Origin of the sequence: Gymnodinialimonas sp. 57CJ19, assembly GCF_038396845.1 — a bacterium.
GTDB lineage: Bacteria > Pseudomonadota > Alphaproteobacteria > Rhodobacterales > Rhodobacteraceae > Gymnodinialimonas.
Genome location: NZ_CP151587.1, coordinates 1,452,219 through 1,470,588 on the forward strand (window position 1 = coordinate 1,452,219; position 18,370 = coordinate 1,470,588).

The window sequence follows — 18,370 nt, forward strand, 5'->3', positions numbered from 1 at the left end:
CGCGTTGCGTCAACACGAAAAATGGTCTGTTTTGACCTTTGAGGTCTATTGGTGGGCCAAGCGGGCGTCTTCCAGCGCAATCTGAAGGATTTGGCGGGCAATCATGGTGCCGTTGGCCGCAAAGGCATCGGTGCGGACCACCAGAAGCGCGCAATGGCGATCGACGGACAACGCAACGGATTTCGCCATGTCTGTCACTGCCGCCCCGGCCTCGGCGGTCAGCCGGGCGGCGGTCGCGTTGTGGTGTTCCAATAGGGCGTCCAAGGGGACCGGAGCGTCTTCGTTCAAGGCTGCAACCAGGTCTTCGGGCACAACGGTCGTTTCCAGCGCGGCGCGGCGGCCCTTGTGCTTCAGGGTGCGCTCCAGCACGGCGACCCGGTCGGTGCCCAGGGCTTTCGCCTCAGCCGGGGTGGCGGCACGGGTTTCGGTGCGGCCACGAAACGGTGTAAGGGACAGGGCCTTGCCGTCCGCGTCTACCAAAATGGGCGTCACGGATGCTGCTGCCGGCTCTGTGGGCGCTTGGGTCGCCACAAGGGTGCCACGCCCCGGTTTGCGGCTGAGGTAGCCCGATTGCTCCAGGCTGATCAGCGCCCGGCGCATGGTGCCTTGGCTGACGCCGAATTCTTCCGCCAGAACAAACTCATTCGGTAAGCGTCGGCCAACCTCCCAGTCGCCTTTGGCGATTCGAGAGATCATTTCGGTCTCGGCAGCTTTATAAAGGGGCGTTCGCGCCATGGGTCGGCTCCGGCTTGATGAAACTGATTTATGCCGCAGCGCAGCATAACGCGCAACGGGCCAATCGTCGCGGGCCTTTGAGCGCGCAGCCGCAGGGGTTGGGCCCCGGCGGCGGCGCAACGCTTGGCTTAAGTCTCCGCGCGGTTGGCGATCAGGTCGTCAACCACGGATGGGTCGGCAAGGGTGGAGGTATCCCCAAGCGAGCCGTAGTCGTTTTCAGCAATCTTGCGCAGGATGCGTCGCATGATCTTGCCAGAGCGGGTCTTGGGCAAGCCCGGCGCCCATTGGATGACATCGGGCTTGGCAATCGGTCCAATCTCTTGGCGGACCCAAGCCTGCAACGTTGCCTTCAACTCGTCCGAGGGCGTCTCGTCGTTCATCAAAGTCACATAGCAATAGATGCCTTGGCCTTTAACCGGATGCGGATACCCTACCACGGCGGCCTCTGACACGGTTTCATGGGCAACAAGGGCGCTTTCGATCTCAGGCGTGCCCATGCGGTGGCCAGAGACGTTAATCACGTCATCAACGCGGCCAGTGATCCAATATTCGCCGTCGGCGTCGCGCTTGCAGCCATCGCCCGAGAAGTAGTAACCCTTGTAGTCGCTGAAGTAGGTGGCGACAAAACGGTCATGGTCGCCCCAAACGGTGCGCATTTGGCCGGGCCAGCTATCGGCGATCACCAAAACGCCCTCCACATCGTTGCCCTCAATCACCTCGGCGGTGGTTGGGTCCAGCACCAGTGGCTTCACACCAAAGAACGGCTTCTGCGCCGATCCGGGCTTCAGCTTGTGGGCGCCGGGCAGGGGGGTCATCATGTGGCCGCCGGTTTCCGTCTGCCACCATGTGTCGACGATGGGGCAACGGCCCTTTCCGACATTTTCGTTGTACCAGTTCCACGCTTCTGGGTTGATGTTCTCGCCCACGGTGCCGAGCAGTTTCAGGCTGCTCAGATCGTACTTCTCGACGAAGCTGGTACCTTTGCCCATCAGCGCGCGGATGGCGGTGGGGGCGGTGTAGAACTGGTTCACCTTGTGCTTTTCGCAGACCTCCCAGAAGCGGCCCGCATCGGGATAGGTGGGGACGCCTTCAAACATCAGCGTCGTGGCGCCGTTGGCCAGCGGGCCATAGACGATATAGCTGTGGCCCGTGACCCAGCCCACGTCAGCCGTGCACCAGAAGACATCGCCTTCCTTATAGTCGAACACATATTCATGGGTCATCGACGCATAGACGAGATAGCCGCCCGTCGTATGCACCACGCCCTTCGGCTGTCCGGTCGAGCCCGAGGTATAGAGGATGAACAGCGGGTCTTCGGCGTTCATCTCTTCTGGCGGGCAATCGTCGCTGACATTTGCGGCGATGTCATCGTACCAGACATCCCGATCGTCGACCCATGCGACCTGGCCACCCGTGCGCTTTACCACAAGGCATTTGGTGCCGATCACGTTGTGCAGCAGCGCCTTGTTCACGTTGTCCTTCAGCTCGGTCACCCGGCCACCGCGGGGGGCCCCGTCCGAGGTGATAACGACCTTTGCGCTCGAGCCATTGACCCGCGCGGCCAGCGCGTCGGGCGAAAAGCCCGCGAAGACGATGGAGTGGATCGCCCCAATCCGTGTGCATGCCAGCATCGCATAGGCGGCCTCGGGGATCATCGGCATATAAAGCACGACCCGGTCGCCTTTACCGACGCCCATTTCCTTCAGGACATTGGCAAAACGGCACACGTGGCCGTGCAGCTCCCTGTAAGTGATGTGCTGTGCGCCATCGCCCGGCTCGTCGGGCTCAAACAGGATCGCGGTTTGATCCCCGCGTGTTTCCAGATGGCGGTCAATGCAGTTGGCGCTGACGTTAAGGGTGCCGTCTTCGAACCAGTTCACCTGCACGTTGTCATGGGCAAAGGAGGTGTTCTTGACCTTGGTGTAAGGCTTGATCCAATCGATACGCTTTCCGTGCTCTCCCCAGAAAGCATCGGGATCGTTGATCGAGGCCGCATACATCTCTTCATAGCGGGCTGCGTTGATGTGCGCGTCGGGCAACAGGGCAGGAAGGTGATCTTTTGGCACGGGTGTTTCTCCTAGTACGTGGGTCGAGCGGCGCAAGGGGCCAAGGCTCGGAACAAACGGGTAGGGGTCTCTGCATTGGCAGAAGAGGTGCGGTGGCACGCTACGCAATCGCGGTCACAGATCAAAGGAACCCTCCCCATGCAGTCAACCCGTTCCACGGCCCTCCCGGCCCACGGATCGTCTGCGTCGCGGGTAACATGGCAGGTTCATCCGGCCGTTAGAATGCCTTTTTTGACGTGGCGATAATCAAGTCAGGGATTTTTACCGATGTAACGAAATGCAGTAAACTAATTCACACCCCCGCCATATGCCACCCCGCGCGACCACCAGATCCCGCGCCCTTACCCCAACTGCGCGCGCGCCCTGCTTCCTTGTTCTGAAAATATCCCCGGGGGTTTGGGGGGCTGGCCCCCCAATAGGCCCATTTTGGTTTGGGGGGCTGGCCCCCCAATAGGCCCATTTTGGTTTGGGGGGCTGGCCCCCCAATAGGACCAGTTTGGGATGGGTTGCCCACCCCCCAAGCGGTCGTCCCGCATCGGCGTGGTGCGCTTCCGACGTCCCTACATCACCCTAAGGCGGCTTCCCAACCACGGCATCTTCTCGATGCCCGGCTCGGTGAAGTGTACGCCGATCAATTCTCTCGCCAACTCTGCGATCTGTTCGGGAATGCCGCCCGACCAATCCGAGGCGGCATAAAGCACGATCTGTCGGGTTATTGGCGCACCGGGCAGGGGGTGCGGTTCAATGCCGTCGGCAAATCGGCCGCCCCGTGCCAGCGACAGGGCAGTCGTGATCGTCCACCCCGTGCCTGCTGCCACAAGCGCAGAGATGGATTGGTTTGAATCCATCTCGAACCGTTTCTGCGGCTTCACGCCGGCGTGATCCAAATACGCCTCGATCTGCTGGCCCATGACCTGTTCCAAATCCCGGCGCAGGAAGGGTAGATCCTCCAACGATTGCAATCCGCGGCTGACGTCGGTGCCCTTGGGCACGGCCAGAATGTAGGGGTCGTCTACCAAAGGTAGCGTCGCCGTATGGCGGGGCGCGGATTCCCCGGCGGCGCAGATGGCGATGTCCAGTTCCCGTGCCGCAATACGTCCTTGCAACACATGGCTCGCCCCTGTTTGCAGCTTGAAGGCGCATTGGCTCATGGCTTCGGCCAACCGGGTGGCCAGTATGGGCGTGACCTCGTTCTCGAAATCCTCGATCACCCCTAGGGACAGGGACGACAGATGGCTCAGGTCCAGCGCCTTCAAGTCCCGTTGGCCCGCGCGCAGGGCGCGCAGTGCCTCCTTGGCTTGGGCAAGAAACAAACGTCCTGCGGGGGTTACCACCATGGGGCGGCGCGAAGCATCGACCAGTTCTACCGCAAGCGCCGCTGACAGGTTCTTCATCTGCTGAGATACCGCCGGGGCGCTCATGCCCAATTCTGCCGCCGTCGCGGCAACAGAGCCGGTGCGGGCCAGCGTCTCGAACACTTCGAGGCCCCTCAGGGTCAGACCTTTCAACAATCCAGATGTCATATTCTAGGCATTCACGATCTGCGCCAAAAGCTCTGGCGCCAAGGCGACGGTGCCGGGCATCGGCATACCGCTAGGGTCTGGCAATTGGCTCAACAACTCCTCGGCCGCAGTGAGGCCTGGATCGAGGGCCGTCAACCAGGCTGTTTCCATCATCGGGCCTTCTAGCGGAGAATCCGCCACCATGGGAGCGTCATTCATGAACGCCGACAGCATTGACTGCGCCCCGTGATCCAAGGCGCTGACCTGCCGTTCCATCGGCCGAATGGCAAAGGCGTTCCCTTGGGGGCGCACCAAAACGGCTGCAAGACCTGAGGCGGCGATTTCGGCCATCGCGCCGGTGAGCGGGCCGGGGTCGCTGGCATGGATAAGGTGGAGCATCGCCATGCCCTGCGCCCGGGCGGTATCCACGAGCAAGGGCAACGCTTGGGCCACGGCAGCTGCCGCAAACCCATGGCCCGCATCGACGCGGATCACCGCCGGGGCAAGGGTGTCCAGGGAAACCGTCGCATCGGGGTAGAGGCGGCCATATCGGACCAGCCGGATGTCACGCAGTAAGGACAAAAACCCGGCCTCCACCTTTCCCCCCGCTTCCGAGAGAGCCACGTCGCGGGCGACGATTTGCGCCACTCCACCACTGACGCCCGCACGTGTCAGGCAATCCCGTGCCAGCATTTGCAGGTCGGACAGGTCATATGTTTCTTTCATAAAGACAGTTTTCCCCCACAGAAGCTGAACGTCAATGGCGACACCCGTGGCAGGCCCCGATCAGGCGAGGTCACGCCCGCCCAAGAACAGGGGCGCAGGCCGTGCTCTTCAGCCATGCAACGGTTCTGGAGCGTGGGGAATTTCAGGCCAACGCCTTATGTTTGCAGGAAGTCGTAATGCCCATCGGGACGGATCGCGCAGGCGGTCAAACGCCCGGTGCGCCAAGCGGCGGTATCGGTGCCGATCCGCCCATCGGAAACGATGGGGGTGGGCACTTCCGTATGGCCATGGGCGATCCAGACGTCATCACCACGGGGGCCGCTGTCAAATTCCGGGTGCCCCCACAAAAGCACGCGGGCTGATTGCGCGTCCATATCGTGGCCGGGATCGGCCCCGGCGTGCACGGCCCACAGGTTGCCCGAGGACCAGCTGAGGGGCAGGCTCTCCAACCATTGCACCATGCCTTTTTGAAGCCGCCGTCGCAGGGCTTTTGCCGCTGCCGGGTAGGCATCAAATTCAGGGCTTTCTTCCAGATCGGCAGTCGCCACACCGTACGAGCGTAACGTCTCGACCGCGCCCGAGCGCATCCAGCGGGGGCCTCGGGTGGCGGGGTCAGCCAGAAAATCCAGCAGCATGCGTTCGTGGCTGCCCATAAGACAGGTGACGTTGTCGGGAAAGCTTTCTTGCAGCTCTCGCATCCGGGACAGGACAACAGCAGAGTCGGGCCCAAGATCAATGTAGTCGCCCACAAAAACCAATTGCGGGTTCTGTGCTGCCGTACCGCCAATATGGGCGTCGATGAGCTCTAGCATCAGTTCCAGCAGGTCGGCCCGCCCGTGTATGTCGCCGATGATGTAGGTTTGCAGCGTTGGCAGGGGCATATCTTGTGTAGGTCCCTCCGCGACCTCGGTTGGTCCATGGCTGCGCGACCTCCGCCCCAAAATAGATCTCATCGATTTCAACATGTCTCAACAGGTGCGCATCCAGGCCCGGTTTGGCAAGAGGAAACCCGCGTCTGCTGTCTAGTCCTGTGCCCGCAACACATGGGCCGGAAGCGTGGACAGCGGCCGCCACGCAAAGGCCAGACCAGCCAGCAACGTGGCCACAGCGCCGCCGATGATGATCGCCGTGGCCGAAACCGGCTCGAACACATAATCGGTTTCCATGACGAAGCGCATAACGGCCCATCCGCCAAGGGCCCCTGCCGCGATGGCCACGATCCCTGCCGCCGCGCCCAAGAGGGCTGCACGGATGGCGAAACTCGCCAGAATGGTCGCCCGCGATGCGCCAAGGGTCTTCAGCACCGCTGCCTCGAATACGCGGGCACGCTCCCCTGCGGCGGCGGCCCCGATCAGCACGATAAGCCCCGTCAAAAGCGTGGCCAGCGCGGCATAGGACGTAGCCCGTGCGATCCCGCGCAGGGCCTCTGCCACACGATCCAACGCGTCGCGCACGTGGATGGCGGTCACATTGGGCGCATCAGTCGCCACGTCGCGCAGGATCTGGGTCTCGGCCTCGGGGGCGGCATAGACGGTGGCGATGTGGGAATGGGGCGCGCCGATCAAGGCGGCCTCGTTCATGGTGACGATAAAGCCGATGCCCGCGTTCTCGAACGAGACCTCGCGCAGGGCCACAATGGTTGCAGTGATGTCGCGCCCCAGAATGTTGAGGGTCAGCGTATCCCCAAGGGTCAGGCCCATTTCAGCGGCTTCCTCTGTAGCGAAGGCGATCTGGGGCGGGCCGGCGTAATCTTCGGCCCACCAAGAGCCCGCGGTAATTTCTTCGGGCGGGGGCGGGCCAGCACGATAGGTGACGCCCCGGTCGCCTCGCAAGACCCAATGATCGCCCGCCACCTCTTGCGCGTTCTCCCCGTTGATTTGGGTGATGACGCCGCGCAACATCGGGGCGGTCTCAACACGGCTGACCAGCGGGTCACCCTCGACCCGGTCGAGGAAGGGTTGCAGCTGATCGGGCTGAATATCGAGGAAGAAGTAACTCGGGGCGACGTCAGGCAGGTCGCGTTGAATGGCGCTGCGTAGATTGGTGTCGATCTGACCCACGGCTGCCAGAACCGACAGGCCGAGCCCAAGCGAAAGCACGACGGAACCGGCCTCGGACCCCGGCCCGCCAACGGCGCTAAGCGCGGCGCGAAGGGCCGTGCGCCCCCGAACAAACCTCGCCCGTGCCATGCGTTTGCATAGGGCGCGTATGCCCCAGGCCGAAGCGCCAAGAAGCGCCAGCGAAAGCAGTAGCCCCGCCGCTGTGCCAAGGGCCAAGAACATGATGCCTGACAACCAAACGGCTGAGCCGACAAGGGCCACAACCAACACGCCGATCACCGCAAGATACGGCCAATCCGGCCAATTTTGCGCCCCAAGGGAGGCATCGCGAAACAGTGCCGCCGCCCGCACCTGGGCGGTGCGCGCCAAGGGCCAGAGGGTGAATATCGACGCCGTGAGCGTGCCGTACCAAGCGGCCTCCAGCAGCGGCGCGGGGTAGAGGCTGATGACAACCGGAACCGGCAATTGCGCCGCGATCAGGGGACCAAACGCCAGTGGTGCCGCAGCCCCAAGGATCAGGCCGAGGCTGACGCCCACCAGCGTCAGGGCGCCAATTTGCAGGAAATAGGCGGTGAATATCGTGCGCCGCTCTGCGCCCAAAGTCTTCAGGGTCGCGATGGTGGCGATTTTGCCTTCCAGATAGGCGCGGACAGCAGCGGCGACGCCGACGCCGCCCACGGCCAAACCGGCCAGCCCGACCAGCACCAGAAACGAGCCCATGCGGTCAATGAACCGCGCCACGCCCGGGGCGCCGTTACGGGCATCGCGCCAACGGGCACCTTGCAATTCCAGCGGTGCGAAGGCGGTTTCTGCGGCTTCAAGGTCCGTGCCCGAGGGAAGCTGCAAGCGGTACTGGCTTTCATAAAGCGTGCCGGTCTGGATCAGGCCAGAGCCTTCAAGCCCTTGCAAAGACACGATTGTGCGCGGCCCAAGCCCAAAGCCGGAAGAGGCGCCATCGGGTTCGTCCACCAAGATGGCGCGAAGCTCGAACTCCTGCGTGCCAAGGTGGAACCTGTCGCCCACGGACAGGCCAAGACGGTCCACCAACAGCGGCGCGATCACCGCGCCGGGGACATCCCGAACCGCAAGGGCATCGGCGATGGGCATCGGCGGATCAAGCCCGACGTCTCCGTATAGGGGCCACGCTGCATCGACGCCGCGCACTTGGGTTAGGCCGCGCTCGACCTCATCGCGGTTCACCACAACCATCGAACGGAAATCGACCGTTTCCGAGATGCTCTCGGCCCAACCTTCCATGAACGCGCGTTCGTCGGCATCGGCAAAGCGATAGGTGAAGGTGATCTCTGCATCGCCCCCCAGGATCGTCGCGCCCTCCCGCGCCAAGCCTTCTTCAATCGAGACACGGACAGAGCCCACCGCCGCAATCGCCGCGACCCCAAGGGCCAGACAGGCAAGAAACACGCGGAACCCGCGCATGCCGCTGCGTAGGCCCGCCCGCAATTCTCGCCGTGCGATCTTTACCGCTACGCCAAACCCGCCGCGACGGTCGCTCATGGGGCGATCCTGCCATCGCGCAGGCTGACCTCTCGGTCACACCGCGCGGCCAGATCGGCGGAGTGGGTCACAAGAACCAAAGTCGCCCCGTGGCGGTCGCGCAAGTCCATCAGCAGATCCATGATCTGCCCGCCCGTGGTCCCATCTAGGTTTCCCGTCGGTTCATCGGCCAACAGGATATCGGGGCGCGGGGCAGAGGCGCGGGCCAGCGCCACGCGCTGTTGCTCTCCGCCGGACATCTGCGAGGGGTAATGCCCCGCCCGCGCGGCCAAGCCCATGGCGGCCAATTCCGCTTCGGCCCGCGCAAAGGCATCGGGCACGCCCGCCAGTTCCAGCGGTGTTGCAACGTTTTCCAGCGCGGTCATGGTAGGGATCAGGTGGAAGCTTTGAAACACGACCCCCATATGTTGCCTGCGAAACCGGGCGAGTTGATCTTCATTCATCGCTGTCAGATCATGGTCCAACGCCGTGACTTGCCCGGCAGAGGCCTGTTCCAACCCGCCCATCACCATAAGGAGCGATGACTTGCCAGACCCAGACGGCCCCGTCAGCGCCAGCGTTTCGCCCCGGGCGACATCCAGCGAAATGCCCTGCAAGATATCGACCGGACCAGCGTTGCCTTCCAACGATAGCGCCACGTCATTCAAGGATAGGATTGCCGCCATGACGCCTCGCGTTTGTAAGCTTTTGTGGAATGGATATGGGGTCTTGCGGCGGTGGGGCAAGGTCGCTGTCGTCGCGATGATCGCGACCCCTGTTGCGGCAGACACGACCACGATCCTCGCTTTGGGCGATAGTTTGACGGCGGGCTACGGCTTGCGGCAGTCCGATGGCTTGGTGCCGCAGTTGCAGGAATGGCTGATTGGGCGCGGCCAGGACGTGACGCTGATCAACGCGGGCGTGTCAGGCGATACGACCGCTGGCGGCTTGGCCCGGCTGGAATGGAGCCTGACGCCCGAGGTGGATGCAATCATCGTGGCTTTGGGCGGCAATGACTTTCTGCGCGGCCTTGACCCGGCAGAAAGCCGGGCGAACCTTGCGGGTATCTTGCAAATTGCCGCCACCGCAGAGCTAGAGGTCCTGTTGGTCGGCATCGTCGCCTCCGGCAACTACGGCCCGGATTTCCAGCGGGATTTCAACGCCATGTACCCCGCGCTCTCGCAAGAGTTCAGCACCCTTCTGGCCCGTGACTTCTTTGAAGGCTTCCGGGCGCCTGTCGCGGCGGGTGCGGCCGTGGCCGATTACATGCAGCGCGATGGTATTCATCCCAATCCCGCAGGCGTCGCGTTGATTGTGGAGGAGCTTGGCCCGCAGGTTGAGGCACTGATCGCCCGCGCCGCCGCGCCATAGTCTTGCCAAACCCGCGCATAAACGAGCGTTAAAATTGACAAAACGAACATGGGGTGAAATGAGGTTTTCAGCCTGACACCCAAGGCCAGTAGCCCAAGGACATGCCCATGGATGAGCCATACGACCTTTTTGTCATCGGAGGTGGCATCAATGGCTGCGGCATCGCTCGCGATGCTGTTGGGCGCGGGTTAAGCGTCTGTTTGGCCGAGATGGAAGACTTGGCCGGCGCGACCTCCAGCGCCTCGACCAAGCTGTTCCACGGCGGATTGCGGTATCTTGAGTATTTTGAGTTCAAGCTGGTGCGCCACGCGCTGGAAGAACGCGAAACGCTGTTGCGGGCGATGCCCCATATCAGTTGGCCGATGCGTTTTGTGTTGCCGCTGTCCAAGGACATGCGCTTCGATAATTCGACGCCGACTTCCAAGCTTTTGGGGACGGTCATGCCTTGGATGCGGGGACGACGTCCCAATTGGCTGATCCGTTTGGGGTTGTTCATGTATGACCATCTGGGCGGGCGCAAAATCCTGCCCGCCACGGCCAACGTCAGCCTTGATGGGACCGCCGAAGGGGCGCCGCTGCAAGACCGCTTCACCAAGGCGTATGAGTATTCCGATTGCTGGGTCGAAGACGCCCGCCTTGTGGTTTTGAACGCCCGCGACGCCGCCGAGCGGGGGGCGCGGGTGATGGTGCGGACCGAAGTGACCTCGGCCACCCGCGAGGACGGGATTTGGCGGATCGAGGTGACGGGCGAAAACGGCGCAGAGGTGCTTCACGCCCGCGCTTTGGTCAATGCCGGTGGGCCTTGGGTGGCTGATATCGTGCGCAACGTGGCGCGGCAGAACTCTACGGAAGGGGTGCGGCTGGTGCGCGGCTCTCACATCGTGACGCGCAGGCTTTATGACCACGACAAGAGCTATTTCTTTCAAGGCACCGATGGGCGAATCATCTTCTCGATCCCGTATGAAACGGACTACACTCTGATCGGCACCACGGACGCCGAACATAATGACGACCCGCGCCGCGCCGAATGTAGCCCGCAGGAACGCGATTATTTGCTGGCTTTCGCCAATGAGTACTTCAAGGAAACGCTCGCCCCTGAGGATGTCGTCTGGACCTATTCCGGCGTGCGGCCCCTCTACGATGACGGGGCGAAATCGGCCACGGCGGCCACGCGCGATTACGTCTTGTCACTGGATGACGCAGGCGCGCCGATGCTCAACGTCTTTGGCGGAAAGATCACCACCTATCGGGTGTTGGCACAGGATGCTTGGGCGAAGCTGGCGCCGCATTTCCCCGAGGCAACAGGCGATTGGACCGCCGGCGTGCCCTTGCCCGGCGGGGACTTCCCGGTGGACGGTGTAGACAGGCTGATTGTTGAATTGAAGTCGGCCTATCCGTTTCTGACGGACCGATGGGCCAAGCGCCTGATCCGCGCCTATGGGACCGAGGCCGCAGACATTATGGGGACGGCCAAATCGGCCGATGATTTGGGCCAAGATTTCGGCGCGACCCTGACAGAGGCCGAAGTGCGCTGGCTGATGACCCGGGAATACGCACGCAAGGCCGCAGATGTGGTCTGGCGCCGCTCGAAACTTGGCCTCAAACTGAGCGCCGAGCAGATCGCCACGTTGGAGAGCTTCATGGCGACCGTTAGGGAGACAATGACATGACCCAGATCCTCGCCATTGACCAAGGCACCACCTCCACTCGGGCGATTGTTTTTGACGCGGCGTTGCGGCCCAAGGCCAGCGCTCAGAAAGAATTCACGCAGCATTTCCCGTCGTCCGGCTGGGTCGAACATGATCCCGCGGAAATCTGGGACACGGTGCTGGAAACCTGCAAAGGCGCCTTGGATCAAGGGGGCGCGGTTGCTGCGATTGGCATCACTAACCAGCGCGAAACGGTTGTGGTCTGGGACCGCGAAACCGGAGAGCCGGTCTACAACGCCATAGTCTGGCAAGACCGCCGCACGGCCAAATTCTGCGCCGACCTGAAGGCCGCAGGTCACGAGGATATGGTGCGCGACAAGACGGGCCTGCTACTGGACCCCTATTTCAGCGGCACGAAACTGGCTTGGCTTCTGGATAACGTGGACGGCGTGCGGGAACGGGCCGAAGCCGGGAAGCTGGCTTTCGGCACCATGGACAGCTTCCTGATTTGGCGCATGACCGACGGCAAACGCCATGTCACAGACGCAACCAACGCCGCGCGGACCTTGCTATATAGCATCGCCGAGGGGCGGTGGGACGATGAGATTTTGGACCTTCTCAACATTCCCGCCAATCTGTTGCCCGAGGTGTTGGATTGCGGCGCCGACTTCGGCGAGACGTCGCTGTTTGGTGCGCCTCTGCCGATCCTGGGTGTGGCGGGCGACCAACAGGCCGCCACCGTGGGGCAGGCGTGTTTTGCGCCAGGGATGCTGAAATCCACCTATGGGACAGGCTGTTTTGCGCTGTTGAATACGGGCGACACGCTGGTGAAATCGCAAAACCGGATGCTGGGGACTATTGCGTACCAGTTTGACGGCAAGCCGACCTATGCGTTGGAGGGCTCTATCTTCATTGCGGGTGCGGTGGTGCAATGGCTGCGAGATGGGCTGAAGATCATCGACGATGCCTCCGAAAGCGCGGGGCTGGCCGAGGCGGCGGACCCGAACCAAACGCTCTATATGGTGCCGGCCTTCACCGGGCTCGGTGCGCCCTATTGGGACCCGGACGCGCGGGGGGCCGTCTTTGGGCTGACCCGTAATTCCGGTCCGGCGGAATTTGCGCGGGCGGCGTTGGAAAGCGTCGGCTTCCAGACCCGCGATTTGCTGGAAGCCATGGCGGCGGACTATCCCGGCGACACCCGTAACGTGCGCGTCGATGGCGGCATGACCGCGTCGGATTGGACGATGCAGTTCCTGTCAGACATCCTTGGGGCGCCGGTGGATCGGCCTCGGGTCCTGGAAACCACCGCCGTGGGGGCGGCTTGGATCGCGGGCCAGCGGGCTGGGATTTATGCCGATCAAGAAGGCTTCGCCGAGGCTTGGGCCTTGGACAAGACGTTCACCCCAGCCATGGACGCTGCCACAAGGGACTCGCGATACGCGGGGTGGAAGGATGCCATTGCGCGGACGTTGACCGACCATGGATAGCCTGCGCCTTGCCATCGGGCAGATGTGTTCGGCCGATAACCACGCGGCCAATATCGCCACGGTCAGCGCCTTGGCCGCCGATGCTGCGGGGCAGGGGGCCAAGGTGCTGGCCCTGCCCGAAGTAGCCGGGCTGATGAACGCCAACCGCAAGGTTGCCCTGACGCAGGTGGTGAAGGCAGCGGATGATCCTTTCGTTGCGGCGTGCCAAGAGCTGGCCGCGAAACACGGGCTTTGGATTCACAATGGATCTACCCCCGTTCTCGCCCCCGATGGGCGGTTTCTGAACCATACCACCTTGATCGACGACCAAGGTTTGATCCGGGCCGAATACGATAAAGTTCACCTGTTTGATGTGCAGATCGAGGGGCAGGCCCCGATCGGTGAATCCAAACGCTACGCCCCCGGTGATGCGCTGGTACTGGCCGATACGCCTTGGGGCGGTTTCGGTCTGACGATCTGCTATGATCTGCGTTTCCCCTATCTTTACAGGGTGTTGGGGCAGGCGGGCGCTTCTGTCGTCTTCATACCTTCTGCCTTCACCGTCACCACGGGCCGGGCTCATTGGGAGACCTTGCTGCGCGCGCGCGCCATTGAAACGGGCGCTTTCGTGATTGCCGCGGCGCAATCGGGCACCCACGCGGACGGGCGCGAAACCTATGGCCATTCCTTGGCCGTGGACCCTTGGGGCCGCGTCTTGGCGGACATGGGGGAGGGGGCGCCGAAGATGGCGCTGGTGGATTTGGACCTGTCGCTGGTCGAGAAAGCGCGCGCGCAAATCCCAGCGCTGCAAACGGGCCGGGACGTGCCCTTGCGCCGCGTTTAAAGGGTCAGAAGCTGCGCCTCGTGGGCCTTCAGGCTCAACCGGGCCGAGACATAGTTTTCGCGGCCCTTTTCCGTCCCCAACTCTGGGAACACATGCAGAAGGTCGCCGAAAATCTCGCGGGCTTCCTGGTTCTGCACCATGTCGCCGGGTTGGAAGCTTTCGGTCCAGGCGTCATCCACGCAGATCACCTCATGGGCGTCGCACATGACGTGGATGTAGGTCACCCGTTCACAGGTTGTGACAACCTCAACGCCCGGAAGGTGCAGCAGATGTTTGGCGCGGACCAAAACCTGATCGTGCCCGAACAGCAACTCGGCCTGAACACCTTCGATCAGCATCCGATGTTGGGGAGAGACCTCCATATCCCGGTTCGGCACGCCCGCACCCAAGGCGCCTTTGCGGATGCGGACAGGGCGCAGATGCGGGGCCTTGGCCAGATCCACTTGGGTCAGGGTTTTGGTGCCAATCCAGCGGATCGCTTGCAGGCCGTTGTCGCGCGTCTGGATCAGGTCGCCGACGCGAAGCTGTTCGACCTTGAAAGTGCCCCGCTCAGTCGCGACACGGCTGCCCGGGGTGAAACAGGGGATGATCGTTTCGATGTTGGAGAACGTCAGCGTTGTGCCATCGCTGAACAGGACCGAGCCGTTTTCCGGGTTCCCGCTATCGTAGGTGATGACCGCGCCTTCGTCGCCCAGATAGAGCGTATCGTTGTCGTCGCCGCCTTCGCCACCGTCGATCACATCGCCCGAGCCGCCGAAGATCCAGTCGGCGTCGTCTCCGCCCGATAGCGTGTCGGCGCCCTGTCCGCCTACCAGGCTGTCTTGTCCCGCGCCGCCGTCCAGCACGTCATCGCCTGCGCCACCATAAAGCGTGTCGTTTCCGGTGCCGCCCGACAGGCTGTCGTTGCCTTCTTCACCGTAGATGGAGTCGTTGCCAGCCCCACCTTCGATGGTGTCGTCGTTATTTGCGCCAATAAAGTCTGTGGGGTCGATTGACGTGTCGTTGGTGGATACTACCGCGAAGTTGTCCAGCGCATAGCTTTCGTCGGTGACCGCCTGATTCAGGGTCGAGCCAAAGCCAAGGTCCAGGGTCTCCGGCGCGTTTTCAACTTCAATCCGAACCCGGAAACTTTGATCCTGAGACCAGCTTTGGCCGGAGGTATAGCCGTTCTGCGCCGGCGCACCCAGCGAGGTCAGTGTTACCGTATACGTGACGCCATCAATGGTGACCGTGTTCGCGCCGCTGGTATAATCGGTGGCGTGCTGAAAGATATCCGAGAAGATCTCTTGCCCATTGGCGTAGATCTGGAATTCCTCGTTGTCCCAGCTGTCGACCCGGTGGAAATCGAACTCGATAACTGCATCGTTGTAGGCGGGATCGAAGTTGAGGGTCCGTTCCGCCTCGATATCCGTGGCAGAGGCCGTGCCTTCAATGCGTCCCAGGACGGAACCGAAGTAGGGGTCGGTGTTGTCGGTCGGCGTTGTGCCCCAGCCGCCATCGTTGCCGTTGTCGAAATCATCGGCATAGATCAACGTACCGTTGGTGGGCGTGCTGGTGCCGCCGTCGCCATAAAGCGCGTCATTGCCCGAGCCGCCAACAATGCTATCGGCGCCATCGTTACCGATCAGCGTCTGATCGGCGGTTGAAGCTCCGGCGTCGATTGTGTCGTCTTGAGCGGTGCCGTCGACCTGCTCGATATTGGTGAATTCAACACTGTCGGCCGAGCCGGTGTCGGAAACGGTGCCTTGCTCATCCCCATCAAAGAGCACGTCAATGCCGGTGCTCAAGGCGCTGAAATCGAGGGTGTCGAGGTCGTCCCCGGCCTCTCCGCCGTCCACGGTGTCGGTGCCAAAACCGTCGGAGAATTGGAAAACGTCCTGCCCGGCACCGCCGCTAAGGCTATCGTTGCCTGCGCCGCCGTCGATGGTGTCGTTCCCGAAATCGCCCGAAATCGTGTCGTCACCCAGACCGCCCATCAGGCTGTCGGCACCAGAGCTGTTGAAAATCTGGGTAGAGCCATCGGCGGGCGCTTCATAGACCTGAAGGATATCGCCGTTGGTCGGGTCCAGTAGCAACCAGTTTGTTTGCGTGGTCGAGGGGGCGGTAAAGCTATTGCCTGCGGGGATCGTGATGACAGAAACGACTGCGCCGGTATTATCGACCTGTGCCAATTCCACCGCATAGGGGCTGTCGTTCTGGAACGTGGCAGAGGTCGCCGTGCCCCCTGTACCGGAAGGGATATCGGCGGGGTTTATGGCCAGTTGATCGCCAAAGATAACGTCATCGCCCGCGCCGCCGTCAATGGTGTCGCCGCCTTGGTCCCCGTGCAGAACGTCATCGTCGTTCTCAGTCGCGGTGTAATGAACGTCGGTAAGATAGGCGACTTGGCCGCCGGTGCTGCCGTTCTCGTAGATAATCTCGAAGCTGGTAATTGGCCCGGCGATTTCCACCAGGACCGAGCCGGCTTGCTCGTTCGGGTTGTCGTTGCCGGCGCCGGTAACAGTCTGACCGGAAACTACATCGGCAGCGGATTCCGAGGTCAGCGTGACAGGCACAAGGTTGCCGTCCGCGTCATAGGCGTTGACCGTCAGGATATCTTCCCAAGAGCCCGCATCGACGTCGTTTATTCGGAAAGACACATCCGTCAGCGGCACGTCAGAGGCGAAGTCAACGGTCGCCACGTCAGGCCCACCGTTCCCAGCAAGAGCGAGGCCAGAGTTGGCGTCGAAGGGCTCTGCGCCTTCCACATATTGCGTGGTGCCGGTGGTGGTGGCTTGGGTCAGGGCGCCGTCATTGGTGACATTGACCGTGATATTGGCGATGCCGGTATCCTGCGTGACCCCCCCCGAGACATCGGTGCCGGTGCCTTCGGCAACCCAGCTGAAGTTCTCTGCGGCAGAGGGCAGCGGGCCGCTTGGGCCGCCTTGCACGCTATCGTCGCCCTCACCGGCATAGACGGTGTCATTCCCAAGACCCGCTTCAATGGCGTCCTGGTCGCCGGTGGTGCCAAGGGTGCCGTCGTTGTTGTCGACTTTCTCAAGGTTGGTGTCCGAGTAGGAACTGTCGATGACGTCATCGCCTTGGGTGCCTTGAACGATGCCGTCAGGACCACCGTTGACCACAAGAGTTTCGATGCCCGTGAAGGTCGCGGTGGAGCCGTCGTCGAAGTAGACCGTGCCATTTTCGGGGTTGAGGGTGTCGAAGACGACTTCGGCCACGTCATTAACGATCAGTTGGTCGTTGGTGTCTGTACCGCCCTCGCCACCGATAACGACGTCGCCGCCGCCGGCGGTAATTATATCGTTGCCGTTGCCGCCATCCAGCGTGTCAGCGCCTTCGCCGCCGATCAAAACGTCCGATCCGCCGCCGCCCACAAGGCTATCGTCGCCGTCACCGCCGATCAGGGTGTCGCGGCCGCCGCCACCATTCAGAGTGTCGTGACCCGTGCCGCCGTCCATGACATCGTGGCCACCGCCACCAACAAGGCTGTCTTGCCCCGCGCCGCCATCCAGCGTGTCATTGCCGCTTCCGCCCAAAAGCGTGTCGTTGCCGGTGTCACCCTCAAGCGAATCGTTATCCGCACCGCCATCCAGAAGGTCGTCGCCAAAGCCGCCGGTGATTGTGTCGTTGCCCGCATTCCCCGAAAGCACGTCATCATCGGTGGGAACGGCGTCGAATTGAATGTCGCCCACAAGACCCAATTGGGCGCTTGTGCCGAGATTAGAGTAGATGATTTCAATGCTGGCAACGGGCCCTGCAATTTCCACAAGGACCGAACCTTCGGGGTCGCTATAACCCGTCGCGCCGGGGCCTGCCGTTACGGTATTGCCGTCCACCGTGTCGCCGCCCGAAGCGGTCAGGACGACCGGGATCAGGTTGCCATTGGCATCATAGGCATTGATGGTGAACACATCCTGCCAGCCGGCTTGGTCGATGTCGTGCAGACGGAAGGAGACGTTTTCCACTTCATCTGCAAAGCCCGAACCGCCGACAGACGAGAAGTCCAGACCAACGGTCCAGACATCGGCACTGCCGTCGCCGCGGATGGCAAGGTTGGAGTTGGCGTTGAAGGATTCGCCGCTGCCCACGTAGGTTGGGTCCGTTTCGACCTGTGCCGTGGTGCCGCCGCCGTCGTTGGTGAAGCTTACGCCGACGTTGATACCACCGGTGTTCTGGGTGAAGCCGCCGGCAAGGTTTGTGCCGTCGCCGCCCTGGGCATTCCAATTCAGGTCAAGGGGTGTCGGGGCAAGGGAAGGAGCACCGCCGTCGATAATATCATCGCCGCCGCCGCCAGAAATGGTGTCGTTGCCGGCAAAGCCTGTGATCTCATCATCACCGCTTGTGCCGTTCAGATTGTTGTCTGAGCCGTTGCCGTTAATCGTCGCCATGTCGTCCTGCTCGCTGTGCCTCGCCTTTACGGCTGATTGCTTTGCTTGCGTGAGAGGTAGGCGTCGGAG

General features: G+C 62.3%; 12 protein-coding genes. 4 read left to right on the plus strand and 8 right to left on the minus strand.

Translation table 11 applies throughout. The features are described from left to right. Positions 1-45 precede the first annotated feature (45 nt). The 7 genes from AADW23_RS07310 to AADW23_RS07340 all read right to left on the minus strand — a co-directional run bounded on the left by AADW23_RS07310 (position 46) and on the right by AADW23_RS07340 (position 9,269). Positions 46-735: a GntR family transcriptional regulator gene (locus tag AADW23_RS07310; RefSeq protein WP_341863854.1), complete on the minus strand. Its 690-nt coding sequence runs from the start codon at positions 733-735 to the stop codon at positions 46-48. 128 nt (positions 736-863) lie between these two features. After that, positions 864-2,801 (minus strand): acetate--CoA ligase, encoded by a 1,938-nt coding sequence (acs, locus tag AADW23_RS07315; protein ID WP_341863855.1) that lies wholly within the window; start codon positions 2,799-2,801, stop codon positions 864-866. A 560-nt stretch (positions 2,802-3,361) separates the two neighbouring features. Next, positions 3,362-4,324, minus strand: coding sequence for a LysR family transcriptional regulator (locus tag AADW23_RS07320; RefSeq protein WP_341863856.1), 963 nt, complete (start codon positions 4,322-4,324; stop codon positions 3,362-3,364). 3 nt (positions 4,325-4,327) lie between these two features. After that, positions 4,328-5,029, minus strand: a complete 702-nt coding sequence (locus tag AADW23_RS07325; protein ID WP_341863857.1) for an Ldh family oxidoreductase — start codon at positions 5,027-5,029, stop codon at positions 4,328-4,330. A 155-nt stretch (positions 5,030-5,184) separates the two neighbouring features. After that, positions 5,185-5,910 carry a metallophosphoesterase gene (locus AADW23_RS07330; RefSeq protein ID WP_341863858.1) on the minus strand — a complete coding sequence of 242 codons (726 nt, stop codon included), beginning with the start codon at positions 5,908-5,910 and terminating at the stop codon, positions 5,185-5,187. Between the two features lie 141 nt (positions 5,911-6,051). Next, the gene (locus tag AADW23_RS07335; protein WP_341863859.1) at positions 6,052-8,604 is read right to left on the minus strand and encodes an FtsX-like permease family protein; all 2,553 of its coding nucleotides are present in this window, start codon (positions 8,602-8,604) and stop codon (positions 6,052-6,054) included. Next, the gene (locus AADW23_RS07340; protein WP_341863860.1) at positions 8,601-9,269 is read right to left on the minus strand and encodes an ABC transporter ATP-binding protein; all 669 of its coding nucleotides are present in this window, start codon (positions 9,267-9,269) and stop codon (positions 8,601-8,603) included. Before AADW23_RS07340 ends, AADW23_RS07335 begins: the two co-directional genes overlap by 4 nt. 76 nt (positions 9,270-9,345) lie before the next feature. On the opposite strand from AADW23_RS07340, the gene AADW23_RS07345 reads away from it, so the two are divergent. The 4 genes from AADW23_RS07345 to AADW23_RS07360 all read left to right on the plus strand — a co-directional run bounded on the left by AADW23_RS07345 (position 9,346) and on the right by AADW23_RS07360 (position 13,913). Continuing rightward, on the plus strand, positions 9,346-9,954 hold the full coding sequence (locus AADW23_RS07345; protein WP_341864299.1) for an arylesterase: 609 nt from the start codon (positions 9,346-9,348) through the stop codon (positions 9,952-9,954). Positions 9,955-10,061: 107 nt separating this feature from the next. Continuing rightward, positions 10,062-11,624, plus strand: coding sequence for a glycerol-3-phosphate dehydrogenase (gene glpD, locus AADW23_RS07350; protein WP_341863861.1), 1,563 nt, complete (start codon positions 10,062-10,064; stop codon positions 11,622-11,624). After that, a complete protein-coding gene (glpK, locus tag AADW23_RS07355; protein WP_341863862.1) occupies positions 11,621-13,090 on the plus strand; it encodes a glycerol kinase GlpK in 1,470 nt (489 codons plus the stop codon). The genes glpD and glpK overlap by 4 nt, the downstream gene beginning before the upstream one ends. After that, on the plus strand, positions 13,083-13,913 hold the full coding sequence (locus AADW23_RS07360) for a carbon-nitrogen hydrolase family protein (RefSeq protein WP_341863863.1): 831 nt from the start codon (positions 13,083-13,085) through the stop codon (positions 13,911-13,913). The genes glpK and AADW23_RS07360 overlap by 8 nt, the downstream gene beginning before the upstream one ends. On the opposite strand, the gene AADW23_RS07365 is transcribed toward AADW23_RS07360, so the two are convergent. After that, the gene (locus AADW23_RS07365; RefSeq protein WP_341863864.1) at positions 13,910-18,301 is read right to left on the minus strand and encodes a Hint domain-containing protein; all 4,392 of its coding nucleotides are present in this window, start codon (positions 18,299-18,301) and stop codon (positions 13,910-13,912) included. The two genes, AADW23_RS07360 and AADW23_RS07365, sit on opposite strands and share 4 nt — an antisense overlap. Between the last annotated feature and the right edge of the window lie 69 nt (positions 18,302-18,370).